Below are 23652 nucleotides of genomic sequence, written 5' to 3' on the forward strand. Positions count from 1 at the left end.
CCGTCAGCGGGGAGTGGGTTCCTCCTTTCTATGCGTCGGCGTGCCGGGGCGACTTCTCGCGGATTGCCCTACCTGATCAAGGCCGGGACGCGGCCGCGAGCACCGCCACGACCAGGTCGGTGTCGTTGCCGGCGGGCACCGAGCGCAGGTCGAGCAACAGGTGTCCGTCCCGCAGGTCGCCCACCACGGCCGGGTCTCCCGCGCGTAGCCGGCCGGCGAGCCGCTGGTCGACCGCCACCGCGAAGCTGTGCAGCCGGGTGCTGGCGCCGCTGAGCACCGTGACGTGGGACTCGACCAGCTCGGCGGCGACTCCCCCGGCCCGCAGCGCGCCGACGAGCGACTCGCCCCGGGCCCGCAGGTCGTCGGGAGCGGCCCGGACGGCGGCGAGCGTCGGGGTGCCGCCGTGGGCGACAGTCGCGCGGAGCGCGGCCAGGGCCAGTTTGTCCGCCTGCATCGCCCGGGCGAGCGGATGTCGCCGCACCTGTTCGATCACCGCCCGGTCGCCGAGCAGCAGCCCGGTCTGCGGACCGCCCAGCAACTTGTCGCCGCTGGCGGTGACCAGCGTGGCGCCCTGCCGCAGGGCGGTCTCCGCGTCCGGCTCACCGGGCAGCGCGGGCTCGGGACGCAGGAGGCCGGAGCTGATGTCCGCGATCACCGGGACGTGCAGGCCGGCCAGGGCCGCCACGTCCGGCCGGTCGGCCGGGACGTCGGTGGCGGAGCGGCCCGGCACCAGGGTGAGCACGCACCCGGTGCCGGACCACACCGCCTGCCGGTAGTCCTCCAGCACCGCCCCGTCCGCCGTACCGACCGGGCAGAGCCGGGCGCCGGTCGAGGTGAGCAGTTCGGGCAGGCGGAACCCGTCCCGGATCTCGTACAGCTCCCGCCGGCTGATCACCAGTTCCCGGCCGGGCGCGAGCACCGTCGCGGCGAGCACCAGCGCGGCCGGGTTGCTGTTGACCACGTAGGCCGCGGCCGCCGTCGGCACCGCGGCGAGCAGGGCGGCGACCGTCTCCCGGCCGCGCCGCCCCCGCTGCCCGTTGTGCAGGTCGTACTCCAGGTCGGTGCAGCCGGAGGCCACGGCCACCGCGTGCCGGGCCGAACCGGAGAGGACGGCCCGGCCGAGGCCGGGGTGCACCAGGACGCTCGTCGCGTTGATGACGTGGCGGGGCGTGTCCCCCGCGGCCGGCGGCCCGCCCGGCAGCGGGTCCTGGTCCCGTCCGCCGGGCGGACGGACGGCGGCGGTCCGCGGCGGGTCGACGTGGGCCGGTGTCGCGACGGGCCGGCTCGTGCGGGCCCTCATCGTGTCGTCACCCGGCCGTCGTCGTGCATCACCAGTTCGTGCCGGCCCGGTGCCAGCCGCACCTCCGCCGTCCGCACCCCGCCGGCCGTCCGCCAGGACAGCGTGTACGGGGCTTCCCGGTCGACGGCGAAGAAGAGTTCCGTGCTGGAGGCGCCGGCGTGGCCGTTGCTGGGATAGAGCTGGGCGCGAAGGGCCGGCCGGCCCTCTCCGGGCCGGACGACGACCGAGGCACCGAGTGCGGGGGTGGGCTGCCGTCCGTCCGCGCCGGCGCGCAGCAGGACCAGCGTGGACCGGCCGGCCGACCGGGAGCGGTTCATCAGCAGCCGGCTGTCCTGCCACTGGTTCGCCACCAGCGCGTCCGGGCGGCCGTCGGCGTCCACGTCGCCGACGGCAATGCCGCGGCTGACGTCGAGGTGACCGAGCCCGCTCCGGGCGGCCACGTCGACGTACCGGCCGTCGGGCCCCCGCGTCCAGAGCACGTTGGCCTGGTGGCCCGAGACGTCGTCACCGGGGCGGAAGTGCGGCCAGGCCCACGGGTGCTGGAGCACCTGGTCGTTGGCCATCGCGAGTTCCTGGAGTTCGGGCCAGCGCCAGCGGTCCCCGGCCATGAAGCCGGTCGCCTGGAACAACTCGTCGGTGCCGTCGCCGTCGAAGTCGACGGCCTTGACGTCCCAGCCCCAGCCACTGCGGGACAGGCCCAGGGGTTCACTGCGGTCCCGGTACGGCAGCCGGCCGTCGAGCAGGTCGGAGCCCTCGCCGTCCGGGGTGAAGGCGAAGTTGCTCTCCTGCAGCCCCCAGGGGGTCGTGATGTTGCTGACCACGATGGTCGGCAGGTCGGCGCCGTCCGGGTAGGTGTAGGCCACGCCCATGCCCTTGAACGAGTCCCGGCCCAGCACCTTCGACTTCGGCGTCAGCGCGGTCCGCTCGCCCCGGACCGGGCGCAGGTCGAGCCGACCCGGCCGGGAGTGGTTCACCAGGAGGTGGTCCGGACCGAAGTCGTTGGCGAGGTAGACCTCCGGCAGCAGGTCCCCGGTGAGGTCCTGCATCCCGATGGCGAGCGTCCAGGAGCGGGCGACCCGGTCGGGCACGCCGGTGGACGCGTCGAGCCAGGCCGGCGCCGTGTCGGGGGCACCGGGGCGGGAGAGGAAGGCCCGGTTCGTGCCGCCGTTCCCGGCGTCCGCCATGCCCGCCTGCATCCGCATGCGCCCGTCCCCGGCGGCCTTCGGGTCGAGCACCCGGGCACCGTCGGGGAAGTAGTTGCCGACCAGGATGTCGGCCGCGCCGTCACCGTCCAGGTCGCCCACCGCGAGCGCCGTGGTGTTCCACACCTGCGGCGGCTGGACCAGTTCCACCGGGCGCCATCCGTCGGCGACCCGCAGGAACTGCACCGGGGAGCGGCCCCAGTAGTAGACGACGAGGTCGCTGTCGCCGTCCGCGTCGAGGTCCGCCGGGACGCAGCCCATCGGCGCGACGCGGTCGATCGGGCCAGGTGGCGCGGCGAGTGACGCCGGCGGATAGCGCTTCCCGGTGCCGGGCACCGGGAAGACCCGCACCGAGTCGTCCCGCGGATCGACGAGGCACACGTCGTCCTGACGCCGGTTGCCGTCGGCGTCGAGCAGCGCGACCGCGGCACCCACCGCGGAGATCCAGGACCGGATGCCCGACAGCTCGGGCGCGACCTCACGAACGTTCCTGGCCCCGGCAGGGGCGGTGTTCAGCGGGCGTACGTCGAAGGCGAAGCGGGCGGCCAGCACGGCGGCCTCGCGAGGGCTCGGCGACGGCCGGACGGTGAGCACGCCGAGGACGGCGACCAGCACGATCACCAGTGCTCCGGGCAGCATGCGACGCGGTGACAAGGACATGGGGTTTCTCCCTGCTCGTGGCGGCGGGCGCCGCCGGCGGGTGCGGGTCGGGGCCGGTGGAGCCGAGGCTCAGCCGGCCGCCGCGGTTGCCCGGCGGCGGATCTCCCGCTGCCACCACCGGTAGGAGTCGATCTCGGGGCCGAGGGCGAGGGCGGAATCGCGGGAGTCCCGTGCCCAGTTGGCGGCCGTGTCGGCCGGTACGCCGGTGAGCGCGGCCACGGCCACCGCCGTGTGTGCGGGCACATGACCGGCGGTGCGCCGGGCCTCGGCCGCGAAGGCGGCGCCCTGGGCCAGCGCGGCGCGTTCCCGGCCGTCCAGCGTCTGGAGGTGTTCGAACTGGCGGTCCGAGCAGCCGCCCGCGTAGCAGACGGCAAGGCCGACACCGGCCCACAACTCGGGCCGCAGGTCCGGTGGGAACCCTTCTATCCGCCGGCCGATCGCGGGGACGTCACCACACTCGACGAACCACAGGCTGCGGCCCAACCCTTGCCGGAGCACCGTCTGGACGGAATCGTCGCGGTCCGGCCGGAATGCCAGCCGGCGGATCAGGCCCGGCCCGCCGAAGAAGCCGCGGGCGAACCCGGCGCCGTCCAGGACGAGCCAGCGCAGCAGCGGGTCGAGCGGCAGCCGGCGGTGGACGGTCCGCCAGGGCAGCACGGCGGCCGACCAGCCGGCCCCGACGTGGATGAGGTGGACGAAGCCCGCCCCGGGGCCGTCGAGCAGGTGTCCCAGCCGGGTGTGCCGGCCGTCCCGGCTACCCGGCGCCGCGGCCCTCCGCGGCGTGGCGAGGTCGGCCAGGGCCGCGGCCAGTGCGGCCCCCTCGTACGCGAACCCGCGGTTGACGGGTTCGATCAGCGCCAGTTCGTCGTGGATGTCGTGGCGTCCGGCACGGCGCAGCCGGTAGCCCTCGACGAAGGCGAGCGCGCGGGTCTGCAGGGTCAGCCGGCTGGTCACCTCCCCGCGCCGGTGTCGCCGTCCGGCGAGTTCGACGAGCGCCGGCGACAGGGGCGGCACGAACAGACGCCCCTGTCGCCTGCCGCTCGTCACCGGTGGGACCGATCGTCGTCCGGCCCCCCGCCGGCGGGGGCGAGCCGCCGGCCGTACGCGTCCCGGGGGTCGCTCAGCGGCGTCACCAGCCCGCGGGTGATGACGCCGAAGGCGGCGGCGACAGCGGCGTTCACGGCGGCGATCTGGGCGCAGGACCACCCGATCACCCCGAACGCGGCCAGGAGGTTGAACAGGGCGAAGAGCGCCACCTGGAAGATGACGGGCTCACGCTTGAAGATCATGTCTGCTCCGTTCGTTGTCGAGGGCGGGTCAGGCCGCCTGGCGGGCGGTGGCCCGGCGGGGCCGACGGGCGAGCCCGTGCCAGTACGTGAGCTGCCCGCTCCGGTAGGCGTCGAGGTAGAAGTCGGTGGATGTGCGCCAGTCCGCGAGTTCCTCCGCCGTCACCACGGCGGCGAGTTCGCCGGCCCGCTCGGTGGTCGCGTCGGCGATGGTCTGGAAGCAGGCGACGGCGATGTCGGTCGCGTCGACCAGGTGCACGTCCACCAGGCCCGCCGCGGTGAACAGGTCGTCCGACCGCGAACCGCCGGGCAGCGGGCGCAGCCCGTCGAGGTCCCAGGCGCGGCGTTGCGTCGCCGCTGTCGTCTCCGGCCCCGCCATGGTGTCCGCGAAGACCAGCCACCCGGCAGAGCACAACGCCCGGCGGGCGTTGCGCAGCGCCGCCACCGGGTCCGACAGCAGGGACAGCGAGTCGACGACCAGCGCCAGGTCGTAGAGCCGGTCCGGTTGCCACCGGGTCACGTCGCCCTCCACGAACGACACCCGCGCCGCCCCCGGGCCGGCCTCGGCGCGGGCCCGGCGCGCGCAGGCGAGCTGGGCGGCGTTCAGTTCCACGCCGGTGACGGCGCACCCGGTCCGCTGGTTGAGGTACCGGGCGACCGCGCCGGTGCCGGAGCAGAGTTCGAGCACATGGGTCAGCGGACCGACCCGGAAGGTCGCCGCGACGTCGTCGAGCAGCGGTGCCCCGGCGATGTTGGTGAACTCCCACCCGCCGTGGACCGGCTCGTAGACGGTCGTCCGCCAGAGCGGGCCGGTCACCGTGTCGTAGATGCGGTTCTTGTCGTCCTCGTCCGGGGCGGCGTTCTCCCGCGACGCCCCCGGCGGTGCTCCGGTCATCTCCTGCTCCTCCTGTCACACGCGTCGGCTGATCGCGCGGTCATCGCCCACCCGACCGGATGGGACGGCGTCACATCCGTCATCTGCGGCGGGTGTCGACGGGGCTGCGCACCGGACCGAGCGGCGGCTGCTCGATCACCCCCGCCGGCGCGGTCGCGGCGACCAGCGGGCGGCCGAGCGGCGCGAGCGGTGAGTCGGCGGCCCACACGTTCTCCGCGAGCCAGTACTCGACCGTGGTGCGGGTACGGGTGAAGAGCACCTGCTCGCCGTCTGCGGACGGCACCGGGTAGCGGACGCCCGGCCCCGCCTCGGTCACCACCCGGCCGGTGCCGTCGGGTAGCTGTTCGTACAGTTCCTCGACCTTCGAGGCGACCATCGTCGACAGGATCCGGCCGTCCGCCGTGGACCGCGGGTTGTTCCGCTCCACGTAGTCCGGCCCGGCCAGCGTCAGCAGTTCCCCGCTGTCCAGGTCGATGCGGTAGAAGCCCCAGGTCCAGTTGCCTCCCCGGGTGGACATGAAGACGACGCCGCGCCCGTCGGGGGTGAAGGCCGGCGCCTCGTCCCACCAGCTGTCGTCGGTGAGGTTGGTGATCCGGCCGCTGTCGAGGTCGAGGACGAGCAGGTTCGCCTCGAACGGCTCCGTCTCGCTGCGGAACACCAGGCGCCGCCCGTCCGGTGCGAAGGAGACGGGCGCATGCAGTCCCCGCAGGTCGTCACGGTCCGCGGTCCAGACGCGCGGCTGACCGCCCGCCACGTCGACCGTCGCGATCTCCCATCGCGAGGTGGGATCGGGCCGGAGCGCGCAGGCGATCGTCCGGCCGTCCGGGGACCAGGAGGGAAAGGCGGCCTCGCCGGCCGGCACCGGCTGGGACACCCCGGTCGCCAGGTCCAGGATGCGCAGCGTCGAACGCCCGTCCGCCTCGGTGCCGTACACGATCCGGCGGCCGTCCGGCGCGAAGGACGCGTACCGGGGCTTCTCCTCGGCCGGCACGAGTTCCCGCACCGCCTTCGTCCGCCGGTCCCACACCGCGATGCCCGCGCCCTCGTCGACCAGCCGGTGGAAGAAGAGGTGGTTCCCGTCCCGGGTCCAGGTGGGCCACCGGTCGTCCGCGCCGGTGACGACGAGCGGCCGGCCCACCCCGTCGGCGAGCCGCTGCACCCAGATGACGGACCGCCCCTCGTCGCTGCGGGAGAAGGCGACCGCCGGCCGGGTCGGGCAGATGGTCGGCTTGTAGTCCCACGAGGAGCCGTCGGTGACCGGGATCGCCTCCCCGGTCCGGCTGTCCAGCAACCACACCGCTCCCGCGCCGGTGTCGTACGAGTGGCAGACCAGCCAGCGTCCGTCCGGCGCCCAGGAGCAGGCGCCCGCGCGGCCAGGCTCGGCGGTCACCCGGCGAGGCGCGCCGCCGTCGGCGGGCACCACCAGGAAGTGCCGCCTGCCCCAGGGCCCGCCGACGTAGGCGACGGTCCGGCCGTCCGGGGACCAGGAGGGGTACTCCTCCTCGTGTCCGGCCGAGGTCAGCTGGCGGGTCTGGCCGTCGCTGAGCCGGTACAGCCAGATCGCCTTGTGACCACCGCGGGAGGAGGTGAAGGCCAACTGTTCGTTGTCCGGCGACCACTGCGCCTCGATGTCGTCACCGGAACCCCAGGTGCCCTGCTGCCATTTCCCGGAACGCAGATCGAAGAACCATAGATTGACCGATCCGTTTCGCTTGGAGGAGGCGACGAATCTGGTTCCGTCGGGCGATATCGCCCCGTCCCCGGAACCGTTCGGATCGGAGGCGAGAAGCCGAAGGCGGAATCCGTCCGTTCCCGCGCCGGCGATTCCTGCGCCGCGGGCCGCCCGCTTCACGACACCGGCCGGTCGCGTCGGACCGGCCCATCGGATCGGCGACGGGCCGCTGAACTGAATCGCACGCCAAACCTCCCTGAATCACACGTCACTGGCTTGCGGCGGCATGCCGGCGCAGCGATCAATTCGTACCGGGACGACGCGAGCGCGAACTTCTCGGATCTTGCTCGTATCGACGGACGACGTTTGAGCAAGATTCGAGTGGAACGGCGTTGCCCGGCGGCCTTGAATGGTGCGGAACCGCCGGGTGTCCGGCTGGCCGGCCAGGGAGGGATCTCCGCGCGTGAATGGACTTTCGGCCACGAACGGCGTGGTGCACCCGTTACTGACGCCCCCGGCGAGCACGCAGATCTTCGACGGGTCGGCGCTGCCCTGGACCCGGTTGGCGGGGCTGCTGGAGGCCGCCCGGTGGACCGCCTCCAGCTGGAACCGGCAGCCCTGGCGTTTCGTCGTCGGGCGCAACGGCGACCGCGCCTTCCAGGAGATGCACGGCGCGCTCACCCCGGCGAACCGCACGATCGCCGGCGACGCCGGGGCGCTGGTCCTGGCCCTGCGTCAGGTCCGCGGCGTCGACGGCGCTCCGCTGCTCGGCACCGAGTACGAGCTGGGTCTCGCGGTCGCCCGGCTCAGCGTGCAGGCACGGGCCACCGGCTGGCACACCGTGCAGCTCGGCGGGTTCCGCCGTCGTGCCCTGGTGGCGGCGTTCGAGGTGCCGGCGGAGTTCGAGCCGTTCGTCGTACTCGCCGTTGGGCGGGCCACCGCCGACCCCTCCCGGACTCCCCTGCCCCGCTCCCGTCTGCCGCTGGCGGACATCGTCTTCACCGGGAGCTGGGGCGCGCCGTCGGACGGGGAGGGGATCTCGTGACCGGCACGCCCGAGCCCGCCGCACCGGCCGCCACCGCACCGGCCGCTACCGTGCCGGCCGCCGCCGTGCCGGCCTGGCCCGGTGACTGGGCCACCGACCGCCTGTGGCGGCTGATCTGGTTCGGGCCGGCCCACCGGGGCTGGGAGTTCGGCTCGTACGCCGGTCCGGCGCTGCTCGACCGGGCGGTCGGGGAACTGCCGCTGCACGCCTCGGACCGGGTCCTGCACCTCGGCTCCGACGGCGGTGAGACGTCCCGGTACCTCGCCTTGGGGGTGGGCTGTGCGGTGACCGCGGTGGAGCCGGACCCGGTCCGGCGCGGTCACGCCCGGCGCCGCGCCCGGGCGTTGCCGCCCGACGTCGCCGCGCGCGTGCGGATCGCCGGATCCGCGTCGGAGGGCACCTCCGGCCCACCCTTCGACCGGGTGCTGGTGCTGCAACCGGCCCGCACCGGGGACGACCTGGCAACAGTGCTGCGTCAGGCCGCCCTCGCGACGCGCCCCGGGGGACGGATCCTGCTCGGCGAGCTGGTCCACCATCGACCCGGCCGCCCCCGCGGCGCCGCCCGGGACGGGCTGGAGGTCCGCCTGCGGCAGGCCGGGTTCGGCATACCGCGCTCGGTCGACGTCACGGTCGAGGCGGCGGACGCGCTGCGCACGGCGCAACTGGCCCTGATCCGGCGGCGCCACGATGCGTTGCGCCACCTCCCGCCCTCCGCCGCCGACCAGCTCCTCGCACTGATCCTCACCGCGCAGGCCGACCTGCGCGAGGGCCGGTCCCGGTTCTGGGCGGTGAGCGCGACCCGGACGTCCCCGGTAGCCGGCCGGGGGTGACCCGTCGCGGTGCGGGCGGGCACCGCCGACCGGCGGCCGCGCCGCGTCAGCGGACCGGCTCGTCCTGCCAGACGCTGCGCTGCCAGTCCTTCCCGGAGGCGAGCATCCGCTGCAGGTCGATGAGGAAGTTCTCCCAGCCGATCTGGTGCCGATCGGCGGGGCGGCCGCCCAGGTCGTGCTGCACCCGCACGGTGGTGCCGCGCCCGCAGGGACGCAGCGTCCATCGCACGACGCTGTCCCGGTGCCCACGCTCCCGCCAGGTGTACGCCAGCGACCGGGAGGGCTCCAGGTCGACGATCGACCGGGGACCGAGGTCGTCTCCCCAGCCGAAGTCGTACCGGCCGCCGACCCTGGGCGAGACCACAGCGGTGGCGGCGATCCACCGGTCCAGCTCCGCCGGCACGGTCAGCGCCGCGTACACCCGCCGGGCGGGGACGGCCAGTGTCGCCTCCGCCCGGGCCGTACCGCGCCGGGGGCGGGCGAAGTCGTGCCGGACGACCGGGCGGCCCTCCAGGTGGTTGGCGAGGTTGCCCGCGGCCAGGCACCAGAAGTCCAGGGCGGAGGGGTCGTCGGGGCCGCCGCCCGGAGGCGACCACTGGACGAACCGGACGCCGGTGCGCCCGGTCGGCACCGACACCAGCTCGATCTCCACCGGCGAACCGGCGCCGGCCTCCCAGCAGAGCGCCAGCCGCCGGCCCGGTTGCGCGTCGATCGTCCGCAGTGCGCCGCTGGCCCATCTCGGGGTGAAGCTTCCATCGGTACGGACGCAGCCCGCATCGGGCTGCGTCTCCACCCGCTCGGCGAACCAGCCGGCCAACGCCTCGTGATCGGTCAGCGCGGCGTAGACGGCCGACCGGCGGGCGTTGACGGTCGTGGACACCATCAGACGTGCCGGTGCCATGGCAGCTCCCTCCACCGAGCGGTCCGGCACGAAGTGGGAAGATCCTCCGGCAACTTCGCATCCCGCCGAGCGCCGCACTAGGACTAATAGTCATAGTGGAAGCCGCAGCCGCCCACCGCAAGGAGGACATCGTGGCAGATCCCCACCGGCCCGGGGCGCCCGGCCTGCCGGCCACCGCGTACGCGGTTCTCGGCCTGCTCTCCTTCGGACGCGAACTGACCGGTTACGACCTGCGCAAGTGGTCCATGAACATGCGCTTCTTCTACTGGAGCCCGGCGCAGAGCCAGGTCTACAGCGAGCTGCGCCGGCTGCTGGCCCAGGGCTACATCAGCGAGCGGCAGGACACGCAGCGCGGCTCGCAAACCAAGCGGTACTACCGGATCACCGACGCCGGGGTGGCGGCCCTGCGGGCGTGGCTGAGCAGGGACGAGGTGGATCCGCCGGTGATCAAGCACAGCGTGATGCTGCGTCTGTTCTTCGGCCACCAGGCGGACCCGGAGGAGCTGCACCGCGCGTTGCGGGGCTACCTGTCCTGGCTCCGGGAGCAGCGCGCCGACCTGGGCGAGGTCGGGCGTGGGCTGCTGCCCGACTTCCAGTACCCGCATCTGGTGGCCGTGTGGGGCCAGGCCTACTACGCCGCGGAGACCGCCGCGGTGGAGGCGGTGCTGGCCGAACTCGAACGTCTCCGCCCGCCGGCGACGCCGGCCGGGCCCCCCGCACCGCCGGGACCGCAGGACCGCTGAGACGCGCGACCGGGGCCCGTCCGGACGGACGGGCCCCGGCGGGTCCGGCGTCAGTCCCGAGCGGATGCGCCACCCGGTGCCGGCCGGGAGGCCGCCGCGTCGGCGGACGAGCCCGTGGTGCCCGGCGTCGACGACGCGGTGGCCGGCCCTCCGGCGGCGGGCGCGGTGGACCCGCCCGCCTCGGGTCCCAGCAGCTGCGCGGCGAGCGCCGCACCGTCGTAGTAGACGCGCCAGCGGAAGATCCGCCCGTCGCGGAACTCGAAGGTCTCGGCCACCTCGGCCTTCACCAGCCGGTTGGTCGGCGGGACAGTGCCGCCCGGCACCTCCAGCGGGCCGGTCTGCAGACCGCCGCCGGCGTGCTCACTGGCCACCTTCTCGCCGTCGGCGATCAGGTTGGTGATGAACAGCCGCGCCTCGGGCAGCGCGGTCTTGGAGATCGAGAACCAGCGGCGCAGTCCGTCCGGCCCGCGGTAGATCTGCCCGGCCGGCACGTCGTGCAGTTCGAAATCGTCGGTGACGCTCTCCACGATGGAGTCGAGATCACCCTGGTTGTACCACTCGAAAATCTGGTGGATGAGTCGGCTGTTGCGCTCCGGAGCGCCGGGGTCCCCGAATCCCAGCAGCCCACTCAGCAACGTCCGGAGTTGTTCGCCGAACACGCGCAGGTCATTCACGTGGCTCTCCTATTCTGCTGTGCCGCTCCTCCATTCGTACGGCCACCGCGGTCACCGAACTTCTCGCAGCTTGCCGCGCTTACCCGGCCGATTGCGGGCGGCCGGCGGACGGCTGCGCAGCAAGGGGGAAGAAGCCGCACGGGCGGTGCGCACCTACCAATGGAGGGAGATCGGTGTGCCACGTCTCCGAACGGAGATCGGTAAACGATTCTTCAAGTCGGCTGAGGAGCGGCCCCGCCGATCTTCCTGGGGAAGCGCCCGCCCACGGCCGCACAACTGTGAGGAAGGACAGAATGCCTGCACTGCTGCATTCCCACGAAGTCAGCCAACTTCTCGAACTGGTCCAGGACCAGCCCGGTTCCACCTCCGTCTTCCTCGACCTGCTCGGCCAGATCAAGGACCGGGTGGCCGCCGCCATCGACGCCGACCCCCTGGTCGCCGAGCGTCTGGGCGGCAACCGGCACCGGCTGATCGACATCGAGTTCCGCGAGGAGGAGCAGAAGGTCGCCGACGCCCAGGTGTCGGTCCGCCTCGCCGAGGCGGTCATCTACGACTACGACCGCAGCGTCCTCGTCATCGCCGTGCTGGACCTGCGGGCCGGCGTGGTGGAGGCGATCGTCGAACGGCCGGGCATCCAGCCCGCACTGACCGCGGAGGAGCGGGAGGAGGCGTACGAGCTGGTCGTGGCCGACGACCGGTACGAGGCGCTGCGCGCCCGCGGTCCGGTCGACATGGTCGCCCTGCCGGCCCGGGCGGCCCAGATCGAGGAGAACTCCCGCTTCGGCCACCGGCTCTTCCAGCTCTACTTCTGGTCCCGCGGTGACGCGCCGACCCGGGTCGGGCAGGCGGCGGTCGACCTGAGCACCCGCGAGGTCGTCTCGACCGACGAGGCGCGGGGCACCGCGCCGGGGCCGCAGACCCAGGCTCCCCACAACTGACGAGGAGACAACCAATGCCTGGCGGTTACATCACCCACGCCAACTGGACCTTCGGATACTCGATCAACACGATGCAGGGCACCGGGCTGCGGCTCGCCCACGCCCACTTCGACGGCCGACCCGTCCTGTTCCGGGGCGAGCTGGCCTTCACCCTGGTCGACCACGGCCCGACGCACGGCGTGACCAAGAACGGCCTCGGCGCCCGGGGCGGCGGGTCGCCCCTGGTGCCGCTGCTGCCCACGGCGCCCAACGCGGCCGGGAGCGACCTGCCCCCGTCGGCGATCGCCACCAACGACAGCCAGTACGACGCCGCCGCCAATCCGACCGGCGCGGTCCACGTCGAGCGGTACGGCCCCAGCGGCATCGAGCCGGCGAAGGTCGCCTTCTGGGCGAAGTTCCAGGCCGGCGACTACCAGTACGTGCACCGCTGGGAGCTCTTCGAGGACGGCGTCATCGCCGCCTCGGTGGGTGTCGGTGGGCGCCCGGCCGCCGGCCCGGTGGCGGGCCTGCCGCACACCCATCACCACTACTACCGGCTCGACCCGGACGTGGCGACGATCGGCGGGAACACCGTCCAGCTCGGCACCCGGGGCGGGGCCGCCGCGACCCAGTGGCAGAACGTGTCGCGTGGGGCCTACACGCTGGAGCCCGGCTCCCGGCTGCGGGTGGCGAGCGACGCGCCCAAGCCCAACGGCCTGCTCCGTTCCTACGAGCTGCTGCCGGGGTCGAACATCGGCCCGGACGGCCGCACCAGCAGCGCCGACCTCTGGGTCGCGCCCTACCGGGGCAACCTGGACGACGGCTACGAGGTCGGCACCGACGACAGCGTCCTGACCTCGAGGTACGCGGCTGAGACGGGCGCCTCGGTGGGCGAGGAGAACGACGTCAGCCTGTGGTACGCGCTGCGCCAGCACGTCGAGCCGCGGACGGCCGGCGAGGAACACCGGATCGTGCCCTACCGCTTCACGGGCTTCCGGCTGGACCCGCGCGACTTCCTCGACGACACTCCGAACCGGCTCTACCGGACCTCACCGCCCTCGCCGTGAGGCGGGCGGCCTGATCCGAGGTCGAAAACAGGGGTGGGGCCCTCGGCGGCCCCACCCCGTCGTCGTGCCCGCCGGCGGTCAGCCCGTCGGCGGCTTGAGCCGGTCGGGGGCCGGCTCCCACAGCTCGATCCGGTTGCCTTCGGGGTCGATCGCCCAGCCGAACCGGCCTTCCGGATAGTCCTCGGGCTCGGGGCTGACCTCCACGCCGGCGGCGCGCAGCTGCGCGAGCATCGCCGCCATGTCCCGGACGCGGAAGTTGAGCCGTACCGCCTGCCCGGTCTCCTCCTCGACGTCGGCGCCGTACGGCGCGAAGACGGTGGGGCCCTGTTCCTGCCACCAGTCCCGATCCTCGTCCGGAGTGGGCGGTGGCGTGAGGCCGAGGTGGTCGACGTACCACTTCGTCATCGCCGTCGGGTCCTTGACCCGGAAGAAGAGACCACCGATGCCCGTCACACGTTCCACAGGGAACCTCCGTCTGATCCGCCCCGCACCCGCCGGGGCCGGGCGCTCACGTCTCGTGCACTATGACTGAAAGTCATAGTGCACGAGACGCACGATCCACGCCAGCCGGACACGGGTGGGCGGGCCGTCAATCTCCGGAGCCGCGCCCGGCCGGCACCAGACCGGCGAACCGGAGCAGTTCGGCCATGCCGAAGACGCCGTTCTGACCGGCCAACGTGGGCCGCCAGGCGGGATAGGCGGAGCAGTACGACATCGGGTCTCCCTTCAGGATCCCCAGCAACACCTCCGCCACGAGCCGCCCGCCGACCGGGCCGAGCCGGTGCCCGCCGGTGAGCACCTCCGCCTCCTTCAGGATGTAGTACCAGAGGTAGGCGGGACCGTCGAACTCCAGCAGCTCGTCGGAGAGCGGCACCTCACCCATGGCGCGTGCGACGTCCTGGCCCGACGGCAGCTGCTGCGCCTCGCTGCGCAGCATGTTCCGCACGGCCAGCGAGCCGAGCGACTTCGCGAGCGCGCCCTCCTTCGCTCCCGGCACCGCGCTCACCGGCAGGTTGAGCAGCGCCGAGGTGAGCGAGGCGCCGAACGCCTTGGCCCGCTGCGGCACCCGGTTGGGGTCGGTCCGGAAGAACAGCGACCAGTCGATCGAGTGCTCGGGCAGGATCCGCCCGCCCCGCAGGTCCGCCCGCGGGCTCGGCGGCGCGTTCCGGTCGGCCGGGAACAGCGGCGCGCTGAACTTCTCGTTGACCCGGTAGCGGGGCAGGATCGTCGAGTGCATCACCCGGAACGCGGCGACCGCGAACTCCACCGGGATGTACGGCACCGGACGGGGATCGTAGAAGCGCAGGCCGTTCTCGAAGATGTCGTCGACGACGTGCTGCCCGACGAAGAGCGGCAGGTACTCGTGCACCACGATCCACTGGAAGTGCCAGCGGACCAGCTGCTGCGCCTTGTAGGTGAGTTCGTTGTAGTAGTTGTCGAGGGAGAGCAGGTCGTCGAGCCGGCCGGCCGGCGCGTCACCCGGGGCCGTCGGCCGTGACCGGACCCGGTCGCCGACCGCGTCGGTGAGACTGCCGTCGGCCAGCCCGTCCACCACGCGGTTGTGGAACTTGATGAACGCCAGGTGGATGTGGGCGATCAGCATGTTCTCGTCGTTGCGCGGGTCGCCGATCAGCGGCACCCCCTCGGGGGTACGCGCGAAGTCGGTCCCGCCCGGCCCGAGCACCAGTTTGGTGCCGTGCGACGCCTGGTCGTAGAGGTAGGGGTCGACTGTCGGCCCGGCGCCGTAGAGCGCGTCGAGGTCGAGCCGCGGCGGCCGGAACGCCTGGATCGCCTCCGGGTCGACCTGCTGGTTCAGGACGGTGGTGGGATCGAAGGTGATGTTGTGGTCGATGAACTGGGCGAGGTAGACGAAGCCGGTGTCGACCGGACCCAGTTTGTCCGGGGTGATCTCCCCCGCGTCCAGCCGGCCACCCGGAAGTCCGTACTCCTCGGCCAGCGGCAGGCCGGTCGGGCGGCGGGGCGGCAGGTTGGGGAACATCCGGCCGAACCGGCCGTGCTGTGCGGTGTTCCCCGGTGGCACGTGGAGGCCGCGGTGCTGAGTGACGCCGTGGCGCATGGCAGTCCCTTCATGAGGCTGATGGCGAAGGGGCGCGACCAGGTGTCGCGCCCCTTCGCCATTGATAGCCACCGTCGGGTGCCGGATTCTTCTCCCGGCTTGCGGATCCGCCACGCAGCCGCGGACGCGCCCGGCCACTCAGCCGGCGAGGAAGCCGCCGTCCACGGCGAGCACCGCGCCGGTCACGTAGCTCGCCTCGGCCGAGGCGAGGAAGACGGCCGCGCCGACCAGGTCCTCCGGCTCCGCCACCCGGCCGATCGGGATCCGCTGGGCCAGCATGGCCTGGACCTCGGGGGCCTGCAGCAGCGGCTCCATCATCGGCGTCCGGGTCGCGCCGGGGATCAGCTCGTTGACCCGTACGCCCTGCGGGGCGAACTCGGCGGCCCAGCTCACCGTCAGCAGGTGCAGCGCCGCCTTCGCGGCGGCGTACACCGCACCGCCCGGGGACCCCCGGTGGGCGCCCGCGGTGGTGACGTTGACGACCGAGCCACCACGCTCCACGAGGGACGGCAGGGCGGCCCGGGTGACGAACAGCGGCGCCTTGAAGTTGATCGCCAGGACCTCGTCGACGTTCTCCTCGGTCACCTGGGCGGCGGTGCCCATGCTCATCACGCCGGCGTTGTTCACGACGACGTCGACCCCGCCGTGGCTGTCCAGCACCGCCCGCACCAGCCGGCCGGCCTCCCCCGGGCGGGACAGGTCCGCGAGGACCGCCTCGGCCCGCCCTCCGGCGGCCGAGATCCGCTCGACCACGGCGTCGGCGCGTTCCTTGTCCCGGCCGTGCACGACCACCGTGGCGCCCTCGGCGGCGTATCCCGCGGCGATGGCCCGGCCGATGCCGGAGGTGGAACCGGTGACCAGCGCTACTCTTCCCTCGAGACGGTTCATGACGGCACTCCGATCGACGTGTGGTCCGGGCTGTCGGCCTGGTCCGGCGACGCCGCGGGGCGCGGCGGCCGGATGACGAGGGTGAGCAGCGCGGCGGCGACGAGGATCACGGCCGCGACCTGGAAGGCGAGCACCGTGCCGCCGATGGCGGCGGCGTCCTCGCCGGCGCCGTCGGAGACCATCTGCCGCGACCTCAGCCCGGCGAGACTGACCAGCAGCGCCAGGCCGACGGCACCGCCGATCTGCTGGGCGACGGTCAGCATCCCCGAGCCGAGGCCGGCGTCCTCGGCGGTGGTGGCGGACATCGCGGCGGTGGCGAGGACCGGCACGGCGAGCCCGGCGCCCAGCGCGACGAGCACCATGCCGGGCAGGATGTCCGGCAGGTACTGTTCGGTCCCGTCGACCCGGGACAGGTAGAGCAGCCCGGCCGCGGTGAGCAGCGGTCCCACGAGCAGCACCGGCCGGGGGCCGAGGCGCCCGACCAGGCGCTGCGAGAGCGCGATGCCGAGCAGCAGGCACACGGCCATGGGTACGTACGCCAGGCCGGTCTGCAGCGGCGACCAGTCCAGGCGCTCCTGGACGTGCAGGGTGAGCAGGAAGAACATCGCGAACAGGCCCGTGGTGAAGAGCATCATGGTGCCGTTCGCCGCGCTGCGGGTGCGGTTGGCGAAGAACCGCAACGGCACGAGCGGGTACGCGACCCTGCGTTCCTGGAGCACGAACGCCGCGAGCAGCACCACGGCCACCGCCAGCGGAACGAGCGCGCGCGGGCTGCCCCAGCCGGCGCCGGGCGCCTCCAGCAGCGCGAACACCAGGGCTGCGAGGCCGACCGTGGCGGTGACGGCGCCCGGGATGTCGACCCGCTGGCGAGCGGTCGTCGCGGCGGGCGGAACCAGTGCCGGCACCAGCGCGAGCACGACGATCGCGACCGGCAGGTTGATCAGGAACACCAGCCGCCACGAGACCAGGTCGGTGAGCAGGCCGGACAGCACGTAGCCGACGATGCCGCCGAGGGCCGCTATGCCGCCCCAGAGGCCGATGGCCTTGGCCCGCTCCGCGCCCTCGGCGAAGATCAGGGTGATCAGGGCGAGCGCGGTCGGCGAGGCCAGCGCGCCGCCGACGCCCTGCAGGAACCGTGCCGCCACCAGCTGCCAGGGCTCCTGCGCGACGCCACAGGCGAGCGACGCCACGGCGAAGACGGCCACACCGGCGAGGAACACCCGGCGGTGCCCGACCAGGTCACCGGCACGGCCGCCGAGCAGGATCAGCCCACCGAAGGCCAGCAGGTAGCCGTTGACCACCCAGGCCAGGCCGGTGGCCGAGTAGCCGAGATCCTCGCGGATCGACGGCAGTGCGACGTTCACCACCGTGTCATCCACGACCAGCATGAACTGCACGAAGCAGAGCAGGGTCAGCGCCCACCAGCGCCGGCGTACGGGTGAACGGGGCTCATCGGCCGCAACGGCCATGTCTCCTCCTGGGTTGGTGCACGACGTCTCACGTGCGACGTGACTCGACGACCATGGGCAGGCTGTTGGGCAGGCCGCCCTTGGCGACCGACGGCTTCACGACGTGACCGGGTACGGGCCGCAGGCGCAGCCGGCGGACGAGCGTGGCGAAGACGACGAGCATCTCGGTCATGGCGAACTGCTCGCCGATGCAGATGTAGCGGCCGGAACCGAACGGCAGAAACGCGTTGCGGGGCACCTCTGCCGCGCGCTCCGGCAGCCACCGGTCCGGGTCGAACCGGAGCGGATCGCGGTAGATCCGGGGGTCGCGGTGGATCGCCTGCGGGCTGAACATGATGGTCGCGCCCGCCGGCAGGGCGTACCCGCCGAGTTCGACCGCTCGGGTCGTCTGGCGGGTCAACACCCACATCGCGTACAGCCGCAGCACCTCGGTGAGGAAGCGCCGGGTGTACTCGAGCTTCGGCAGGTCGGCGGCGGTGACGGGCCGGTCGCTGAGCACGTCGGTCAGCTCCTCGTACAGCCGGCGCTCGACGTCCTCCCGCTGGCCCAGCTCGTACGCCGCCCACACCAGGGCGCCGTTCGTGGTCTCGGTCGCGGCGGTGGCGATGGTCATCACCTCGGCGTGGACCTGCTGGTCCGGCATCGGCTCGCCGGTCTCCTCGTCACGGGCCGCGAGCAGCATCGACAGCACGTCCCCGTGGTCGACGCCGTCGCGCCGGTACGCCTGGATCATCCGGTCGATGATCTGGTGCAGCCGGAACAGCGCCCGGTCGAAGCGGCGGTTGCCCGGGGTGGGAAGGGCCGCGAGGGCCGGCATCATGGTGCGGACGGCCACGCCGCTCACCGCGATCGGGATCGACGTGCGGAACTCCTCGACCGCCTCCCGCCCGATGTCGGAGGCGAACAGCGCCTTGGCCGCGACGGTGAGGGCGATCTCGCGCATCTCCTGTTCCATCACGACCCGGTCGCCGTCGCGCCAGCGGGCGATCCGCTCGCCGGCGATGGCGCGCATGACGTCGACGTAACCCGCGACGCGTTCCTTGTGGAACGCGGGCTGCATGAGACGGCGCTGGCGGTGGTTGAAGTCGCCGGTCGAGCACGAGATGCCGTTGCCGAGCACGAGTTTCGCCTTCTCGACCAGGGGGCCCTTGCCGGCGAAGGCCGAGGCGTCGGTGACCAGCACGCGGCGCAGCAGGTCGGCGTCGTTGACCACGTGGACCGGTTTGCGGCCGAGGTAGATCCGGACCACCGGCGCGGTGTCCCGGGCGCGCTCCATCAGCCGGAGCCCCTGGCTCATCAGCAGCGGTGCGTGCCCGGCTATGGGCAACCGGCCGGGCAGCACCGGCACCTCTGGCTTCGTCCTGTCTGCGGCAACCATCGGATCCTCCCCGGCGGCTCGCGCCCCACCCGGCTGGCAGCGCCGGCCGGGATGCGCCGCGGGCGAGCGGCGATCAGCCGACGGGACGGCGGCGCACGGAATCCGCCACCGCCCGACGCCCTGTATGACTAACAGTCATAGTGGAGTATGACTATCAGTCAGTGCAACCCCGGCGCGCCGCTCACCTGCCCGGCGAAGGGTCGTCCCGCCGGCGCCGGTGGAGCAGCCGCAGTCCGACGACCAGCAGCACCAGCAGGTCGGCCCCGAGCAGCACGAGCACCCACGGCTCGGCCGACGCGCCGTGCGAGTGCCCGCCCCCCGCCGCGTCGATCTGGACCGGCGGGTCGGGCCGGTCGCCGACGACGGCCGGCGGCCCGTCCCCGCGTACGTCGAACCGGATCGTGCCGGCCAGCTCACGGCCGGCGCCGAACTCGGCGTGATAGGCCACCAGGTACGTCCCCTCGCCGGCCGGCGGCACGGCGACGCTGACCTGGCGTCCGCGAACGACCGGGCGGCCGACCTGCGGCGCGATCCCGGGCGCGGCGACCGAGAGGTGCGTCCCGGAGCCGGCCGGCGGGCGGTCGAAGGTGAGCGTGACCGACGACGGCGGCCGGCCGACGACCGCCCGGTCCGCGGGCGCCGCGGAGACCATCCGGACCGGCGCCGCGGCGGACAGGACGCTCAACAGCGGTACGCCGAGCGCGAGCGCCGCCACCGCCGCACCGGCCGCCCAGCCGGTGCGGGCCGGCCGGGCGGCGGGGGCGGGCACGTCAGGCCCCCGCGGGAGCGGGACGACGGCAGCTGCACCGCATCAGTGCCCGCTCGTGCCACGCGGGGCGCAGGTGCAGACCGATCGCGATCACCATCGGCGCGAAGACCACGGCGTTGTAGAACAGGTGCAGCTCGACCCGCGGGAACACGACCTGGGCGAGGCTGGTCGGCACCGGGCGGCCCAGCAGGTACTGACCGGTGAGGGACTGGACGAGCAGCAGCAGGTGCTCCAGGTGGTGCCACACCTGCACGCCGAGGGCGATGCCCCACCAGAGCCGGGCGCGGCCGACGAAGCCGTCCCGCAGCAGCCAGAAGCCGGCGAGCATCACCAGGGCGTATCCGTAGTGCAGCCACTCCGACTCGATCAGCCACGGGAAGGGCATGCCCAGCAGGCCACGCGCGTCGGGCCGGCTCCAGCCCAGGATCCAGATCTGCGCGGCCTGCACGAGGTGCTCGGCCCAGTGGGCCAGCACGACGAACGTGAACACGTTGATCGCGGCGCGGTGCCAACTGGTGTTCCACGTCGTGACGAGCGACGTGGGGGTCACCGGCTGGAGCCGCCGAGGACGGTCGGACATCGGGCCTCCGAGGATCGGCGCGTACGGCGGGGCCGTAGCGGTCGGACGGCTTCGACGGTAGGAGCGGACCCCGGTCCGGAACCTCTTCCCGCTTGCGGTCCGTCCCGTCCGGACGGTCCCGCTCCGGGCGGGCGGCCGCCGGGGCGGGTCGCGCGACCCGTCCGCCACAGGGCATAGTGGCCCCCGGCTCCATCGACTGATGTTGCCCGCTCTCGGCGAAGGTGGTGGGAAGTGACGACGCGCTCACGTGTCCGACGGGCCCGGGCAGCCGTACTGGCCGTGCTGGCCGCAGGGGCGCTCGCGGTGGCGGCGGCACCGGCGACGGCCGCGCCGGAGACGGTGAGCATCCTGAGCGTGTCGGCGGAGAACGTGAAACCCCGCGAGACGGTACGCGTGCAGTTCCGCGTCACCAACAACGGACGCCGGGCCGAGACGGCGATCGTGGTGGTGGGCGGCGGCCTGCGGTGCGCCACCGGCTGCCGGGCGGAGCCGAATCTCGGTCCCGGCCAGAGCCGGACCTTCGACGCGACACTCGTCGCCCCGGATGCCCGGCCGGGCGAGACCACCGGCCTCAACATCTCGGTCGGCGTGCGGCTGGCCGGGCAGAACAGCTACGCCTACAAGATGGTCTACGTCCACGGGGCGGGTGCCTCGTCCACCGGCGGGGCCTCACCGGCGGCCGGGGTGAGCGGGGTCTCCGGGCGGGTCCGCGACGCCGACGGGAAGGCGATCGGTGGCGCCGACCTGACCATCCGGGACAGCGCTGGTCACGAGTACCGGACGACCAGCGACCGCAGCGGCCTGTTCTCGATCACCTCCAGGGCCGGCCGGACGATCGCGGAGGGGTCCATCACGGTCCGCGCGTCCATGGACGGCTACCGCACCGCCCGCGCGACCGTGCGGGGCCGGGCCGGTGACGTCGCCACCGTACGGCTGACCCTTGCCGCGGTGGCCACGCCGGCCACGGCGTCACCGTCGCCCGCCGAGGAGGCGAGCCCTCCCGCCGCGGCAGCCGGCGACGACCTTCCCGCGGCCGCGCCGCCCACGCTCAGGGCCACCGGCGAGGAGAGCGGCAGTACGTCGATGTTCCTCCTGGGCGGCCTGCTGGTCGCCGCGGGCCTGGGCGCGCTCGCACTGGTGCTGGTGCGGCGCAGGAGCGCACCGGGCGCGGCGGCGGAGGTGACTCCCCCGGCGACCCGGCTGCCGGCCGGCGGGAACCTGGCCGACGCGCCGACCGCGATCCTGCACCTCGGGCCTCCCGGCGGCGGGCCGGAGAACGCGTTCCACGATCCGGCGCTCACGTACCGGCGCCGAGCTGCCACATCCGAAGGTTCCTGATCCGCGAGGCCCGGCCCGTGGTGCCCGGCGATCGCGTCCGGGGAAGGCGCACCGTGAAGCGGGCTCCCCGGCCCGTCCGGCCCTCCGCCTCGATCGTGCCGTGGTGACTCGTCACGACCTCCTGGAGCAGGGCCAGTCCCAGGCCGAAGCGGCGCTCTCCGGAGCCCGCGCCGCGGTGGAACCGGTCGAAGATCCGCCGGGCGTCCGCCTGGTCGAAGCCCTTCCCGGTGTCGGCGATCACGATCTCGGCGACGTTGTCGACGGCCCGGAGCGTCACGTCGATCCGGCCGCCCGCGGGCGTGTGGGCCAGTGCGTTCGCGAGCAGTTCGCCGACGACCCGGCGCAGGGCCGACTCGACACCCGGCACCGGCAGCGGGCCGGCGGAGGTGTCCAGGGTGAGGGTCACCTGGCGCTCGGCCGCACGTTCGGCCTCGGCGGCGAGCGTCGCGCCGATCAGCGAGGTGAGGTCGACCGGCGGGTCCGGTTCCCGGTCGGCGGGAGCGGCGGCGAGACGGGCCGAGAGCAGCAGGTCGTCGACGATCTCGCCGAGCCGGCGGGTGGTGCCGATCAGCCGTTCCAGGTCCTCCAGGTTCGTGGCGGCGCCGTCGTGGCGCGCCCGCCGCGCGATCAGCTGGGCCCGGGTGTGCACCTGGGCGATCGGGGTTCGCAGTTCGTGGCTGGCGTCCGCGACGAACCGGCGCTGCCGGGTCAGGGCCTCCGCGAGTGGTGCGACGGCTCGACGGCCGACGACCATGCCGGTCAGCACGGCGGCGAGCAGCCCGACCACCGCCGCGAGGCTGAACGCGAGCAAAAGGTGCCGGCGGTCGGACAGCTGGAAACGGGCGTCGAACACCGCCTGGACCACACCGTCGCCGCGGGCCTCGGTGCGGACGTGGTAGGTCGTGCCGTCACGCGTGACAGTGGTGATCTCGGTGGCCCCGGTGGCCGCCACCGTGGCCAGCGCGTCGTGCAACGGGAAGCCCGGTGGTGGCGGGTTCGCGCCGGTGTGCACCGTGGTGCCCTCGTACTCGAAGATCCAGCTGCAGGCGGGCGGGCCGGCGATGGTGCCGTGTGCGGTGCCCCATGCCAGCTCACGCTGGATCTGCGCGTTCTGGCCGCGGACCAGGACCGCGTAGGAGATGCCGCCCGCCAGCAGCAGCAGGGCGCCGATGGTGAGGCCGACGAACAGGCCGATCCGGAGCCGGGTCCGCCGCACGATCGTCTGCTCGGCCGCCTCCATCAGAGCGTGCCGAGGCGGTAGCCGAGGCCGTGCACGGTGCGTACCGCCGCGCGGCCGAGTTTGCGCCGCAGGTAGTAGACGTAGGTGTCGACTATCGACGCCGCCGCGGCCTCCTCGAAGACCTTGCGGCGCAGCACCGCGCGCGGATGCACCGTGTTCGGCCGGGCCGCCAGCACACGCAGCAGCTCGAACTCACGGGTGGACAGGGCCACCCGGGTGCCGTCGGGCAGCACCGCTTCGCGTGGCCCCAGGTCGAGCACCCCGGCACCGATGCGCAGCACGTCGGTCGGCTCGGGCGTACGCCGGCACAGCGCCCGCACCCGCGCGCTCAGTTCGTCGAGGTCGAAGGGCTTGACCAGGTAGTCGTCGGCGCCCGCGTCCAGCCCGGCGATCCGGTCGTCGACGGTGCCGAGCGCGGTGAGCATCAGGGTCCGGGACGGGACCGCCCGGGCGCGCAGCCGGGCGACCAGGTCGAGGCCGTCGAGCGCCGGCAGCATCCGGTCGATGACCATCACGTCGTACGACCGGGTCAGCCCGAGATGCAGCCCGCGCTGGCCGTCGAAGGCCCGGTCGACCAGGTAGCCTTCGTGCCCCAGCGTCTCGGTGAGCATCTCGGTCAGATCCGCGTCGTCCTCGACCAGCAGCAGCCGGTTCGATCTTCCGCCCCGCATGTGTTAACGATCTCATAGATGCTAGTCGATGCAACCATCGGTATTTGCAT

At 73.5% G+C, this 23652-nt stretch carries 23 protein-coding genes; 6 read left to right on the forward strand and 17 right to left on the reverse strand.

Annotated features, from left to right (window positions below):
• Positions 1–76: 76 nt before the first annotated feature.
• The 6 genes from ACN27C_RS27595 to ACN27C_RS27620 form a co-directional block, all read right to left on the reverse strand.
• On the reverse strand, positions 77–1300 hold the full coding sequence (locus ACN27C_RS27595) for an aminotransferase class V-fold PLP-dependent enzyme (RefSeq protein ID WP_422749121.1): 1224 nt from the start codon (positions 1298–1300) through the stop codon (positions 77–79).
• Positions 1297–3162 (reverse strand): FG-GAP repeat domain-containing protein, encoded by a 1866-nt coding sequence (locus tag ACN27C_RS27600; protein WP_422749123.1) that lies wholly within the window; start codon positions 3160–3162, stop codon positions 1297–1299. Before ACN27C_RS27600 ends, ACN27C_RS27595 begins: the two co-directional genes overlap by 4 nt.
• Before the next feature lie 69 nt (positions 3163–3231).
• Complete coding sequence (locus ACN27C_RS27605; protein ID WP_422749125.1) at positions 3232–4176, reverse strand: DUF1702 family protein; 945 nt, start codon at positions 4174–4176, stop codon at positions 3232–3234.
• Between the two features lie 29 nt (positions 4177–4205).
• Positions 4206–4451, reverse strand: a complete 246-nt coding sequence (locus ACN27C_RS27610; protein ID WP_350817134.1) for a hypothetical protein — start codon at positions 4449–4451, stop codon at positions 4206–4208.
• A gap of 28 nt (positions 4452–4479) precedes the next feature.
• Positions 4480–5343 carry a class I SAM-dependent methyltransferase gene (locus ACN27C_RS27615; RefSeq protein WP_350817133.1) on the reverse strand — a complete coding sequence of 288 codons (864 nt, stop codon included), beginning with the start codon at positions 5341–5343 and terminating at the stop codon, positions 4480–4482.
• A 79-nt stretch (positions 5344–5422) separates the two neighbouring features.
• Positions 5423–6940 carry a peptidase S9 gene (locus tag ACN27C_RS27620; protein ID WP_358193372.1) on the reverse strand — a complete coding sequence of 506 codons (1518 nt, stop codon included), beginning with the start codon at positions 6938–6940 and terminating at the stop codon, positions 5423–5425.
• Positions 6941–7478: 538 nt separating this feature from the next.
• Between ACN27C_RS27620 and ACN27C_RS27625 the strand changes: the two genes are divergently transcribed.
• Positions 7479–8060, forward strand: a complete 582-nt coding sequence (locus ACN27C_RS27625) for a nitroreductase family protein (protein WP_350817131.1) — start codon at positions 7479–7481, stop codon at positions 8058–8060.
• The gene (locus ACN27C_RS27630) at positions 8057–8890 is read left to right on the forward strand and encodes a class I SAM-dependent methyltransferase (RefSeq protein WP_422749129.1); all 834 of its coding nucleotides are present in this window, start codon (positions 8057–8059) and stop codon (positions 8888–8890) included. The genes ACN27C_RS27625 and ACN27C_RS27630 overlap by 4 nt, the downstream gene beginning before the upstream one ends.
• Before the next feature lie 46 nt (positions 8891–8936).
• Here ACN27C_RS27630 and ACN27C_RS27635 read toward each other — a convergent pair whose 3' ends face one another.
• The gene (locus tag ACN27C_RS27635) at positions 8937–9791 is read right to left on the reverse strand and encodes an SRPBCC family protein (RefSeq protein ID WP_422749131.1); all 855 of its coding nucleotides are present in this window, start codon (positions 9789–9791) and stop codon (positions 8937–8939) included.
• A gap of 131 nt (positions 9792–9922) precedes the next feature.
• On the opposite strand from ACN27C_RS27635, the gene ACN27C_RS27640 reads away from it, so the two are divergent.
• The gene (locus ACN27C_RS27640) at positions 9923–10534 is read left to right on the forward strand and encodes a PadR family transcriptional regulator (protein ID WP_350817128.1); all 612 of its coding nucleotides are present in this window, start codon (positions 9923–9925) and stop codon (positions 10532–10534) included.
• A gap of 50 nt (positions 10535–10584) precedes the next feature.
• Here the strand turns inward: ACN27C_RS27640 and ACN27C_RS27645 are convergent, their stop codons facing one another.
• Positions 10585–11208, reverse strand: coding sequence for a nuclear transport factor 2 family protein (locus ACN27C_RS27645; RefSeq protein ID WP_350817127.1), 624 nt, complete (start codon positions 11206–11208; stop codon positions 10585–10587).
• 293 nt (positions 11209–11501) lie between these two features.
• Here ACN27C_RS27645 and ACN27C_RS27650 point away from each other — a divergent pair, with 293 nt between their 5' ends.
• Entirely contained in the window at positions 11502–12146 is a 645-nt protein-coding gene (locus ACN27C_RS27650) for a hypothetical protein (protein WP_350817126.1), read from the forward strand.
• 14 nt (positions 12147–12160) lie between these two features.
• Complete coding sequence (locus ACN27C_RS27655; protein ID WP_350817125.1) at positions 12161–13192, forward strand: hypothetical protein; 1032 nt, start codon at positions 12161–12163, stop codon at positions 13190–13192.
• Positions 13193–13270: 78 nt separating this feature from the next.
• Here ACN27C_RS27655 and ACN27C_RS27660 read toward each other — a convergent pair whose 3' ends face one another.
• The 7 genes from ACN27C_RS27660 to ACN27C_RS27690 all read right to left on the reverse strand — a co-directional run bounded on the left by ACN27C_RS27660 (position 13271) and on the right by ACN27C_RS27690 (position 20353).
• A complete protein-coding gene (locus ACN27C_RS27660; protein WP_013285662.1) occupies positions 13271–13654 on the reverse strand; it encodes a VOC family protein in 384 nt (127 codons plus the stop codon).
• Positions 13655–13781: 127 nt separating this feature from the next.
• Positions 13782–15191: a peroxidase family protein gene (locus tag ACN27C_RS27665; RefSeq protein ID WP_422749134.1), complete on the reverse strand. Its 1410-nt coding sequence runs from the start codon at positions 15189–15191 to the stop codon at positions 13782–13784.
• 216 nt (positions 15192–15407) lie between these two features.
• Complete coding sequence (locus ACN27C_RS27670) at positions 15408–16157, reverse strand: SDR family NAD(P)-dependent oxidoreductase (RefSeq protein WP_350817123.1); 750 nt, start codon at positions 16155–16157, stop codon at positions 15408–15410.
• Positions 16154–17626 carry an MFS transporter gene (locus tag ACN27C_RS27675; protein ID WP_422749137.1) on the reverse strand — a complete coding sequence of 491 codons (1473 nt, stop codon included), beginning with the start codon at positions 17624–17626 and terminating at the stop codon, positions 16154–16156. The genes ACN27C_RS27670 and ACN27C_RS27675 overlap by 4 nt, the downstream gene beginning before the upstream one ends.
• A 28-nt stretch (positions 17627–17654) precedes the next feature.
• Positions 17655–19004: a cytochrome P450 gene (locus ACN27C_RS27680; RefSeq protein WP_422749139.1), complete on the reverse strand. Its 1350-nt coding sequence runs from the start codon at positions 19002–19004 to the stop codon at positions 17655–17657.
• A gap of 181 nt (positions 19005–19185) precedes the next feature.
• Positions 19186–19773, reverse strand: a complete 588-nt coding sequence (locus ACN27C_RS27685; protein ID WP_350817120.1) for a copper resistance CopC family protein — start codon at positions 19771–19773, stop codon at positions 19186–19188.
• Between the two features lies 1 nt (position 19774).
• Positions 19775–20353 (reverse strand): hypothetical protein, encoded by a 579-nt coding sequence (locus ACN27C_RS27690; protein WP_350817119.1) that lies wholly within the window; start codon positions 20351–20353, stop codon positions 19775–19777.
• A 231-nt stretch (positions 20354–20584) separates the two neighbouring features.
• Here ACN27C_RS27690 and ACN27C_RS27695 point away from each other — a divergent pair, with 231 nt between their 5' ends.
• On the forward strand, positions 20585–21691 hold the full coding sequence (locus tag ACN27C_RS27695) for a carboxypeptidase-like regulatory domain-containing protein (RefSeq protein WP_422749142.1): 1107 nt from the start codon (positions 20585–20587) through the stop codon (positions 21689–21691).
• Here ACN27C_RS27695 and ACN27C_RS27700 read toward each other — a convergent pair.
• Both ACN27C_RS27700 and ACN27C_RS27705 read right to left on the reverse strand, forming a co-directional pair.
• On the reverse strand, positions 21651–22931 hold the full coding sequence (locus tag ACN27C_RS27700; protein ID WP_120570404.1) for a sensor histidine kinase: 1281 nt from the start codon (positions 22929–22931) through the stop codon (positions 21651–21653). The genes ACN27C_RS27695 and ACN27C_RS27700 overlap by 41 nt on opposite strands.
• Positions 22931–23602: a response regulator transcription factor gene (locus tag ACN27C_RS27705; protein WP_120570405.1), complete on the reverse strand. Its 672-nt coding sequence runs from the start codon at positions 23600–23602 to the stop codon at positions 22931–22933. Before ACN27C_RS27705 ends, ACN27C_RS27700 begins: the two co-directional genes overlap by 1 nt.
• Positions 23603–23652 lie beyond the last annotated feature (50 nt).

The sequence above is a fragment of the Micromonospora sp. WMMD1219 genome, assembly GCF_049315215.1.
GTDB classification, from domain to species: domain Bacteria; phylum Actinomycetota; class Actinomycetes; order Mycobacteriales; family Micromonosporaceae; genus Micromonospora; species Micromonospora tulbaghiae.

Coding starts and splice junctions, on each gene's coding strand:
- ACN27C_RS27650 (WP_350817126.1), top strand. CDS start 11,502: ATGCCTGCACTGCTGCATTCCCACGAAGTCAGCCAACTTCTCGAACTG.
- ACN27C_RS27600 (WP_422749123.1), bottom strand. CDS start 3,162: ATGTCCTTGTCACCGCGTCGCATGCTGCCCGGAGCACTGGTGATCGTG.
- ACN27C_RS27690 (WP_350817119.1), bottom strand. CDS start 20,353: ATGTCCGACCGTCCTCGGCGGCTCCAGCCGGTGACCCCCACGTCGCTC.
- ACN27C_RS27705 (WP_120570405.1), bottom strand. CDS start 23,602: ATGCGGGGCGGAAGATCGAACCGGCTGCTGCTGGTCGAGGACGACGCG.
- ACN27C_RS27675 (WP_422749137.1), bottom strand. CDS start 17,626: ATGGCCGTTGCGGCCGATGAGCCCCGTTCACCCGTACGCCGGCGCTGG.
- ACN27C_RS27610 (WP_350817134.1), bottom strand. CDS start 4,451: ATGATCTTCAAGCGTGAGCCCGTCATCTTCCAGGTGGCGCTCTTCGCC.
- ACN27C_RS27665 (WP_422749134.1), bottom strand. CDS start 15,191: ATGTTCCCCAACCTGCCGCCCCGCCGCCCGACCGGCCTGCCGCTGGCC.
- ACN27C_RS27670 (WP_350817123.1), bottom strand. CDS start 16,157: ATGAACCGTCTCGAGGGAAGAGTAGCGCTGGTCACCGGTTCCACCTCC.
- ACN27C_RS27615 (WP_350817133.1), bottom strand. CDS start 5,343: ATGACCGGAGCACCGCCGGGGGCGTCGCGGGAGAACGCCGCCCCGGAC.
- ACN27C_RS27700 (WP_120570404.1), bottom strand. CDS start 22,931: ATGGAGGCGGCCGAGCAGACGATCGTGCGGCGGACCCGGCTCCGGATC.
- ACN27C_RS27680 (WP_422749139.1), bottom strand. CDS start 19,004: ATGGTTGCCGCAGACAGGACGAAGCCAGAGGTGCCGGTGCTGCCCGGC.
- ACN27C_RS27655 (WP_350817125.1), top strand. CDS start 12,161: ATGCCTGGCGGTTACATCACCCACGCCAACTGGACCTTCGGATACTCG.
- ACN27C_RS27635 (WP_422749131.1), bottom strand. CDS start 9,791: ATGGCACCGGCACGTCTGATGGTGTCCACGACCGTCAACGCCCGCCGG.
- ACN27C_RS27595 (WP_422749121.1), bottom strand. CDS start 1,300: ATGAGGGCCCGCACGAGCCGGCCCGTCGCGACACCGGCCCACGTCGAC.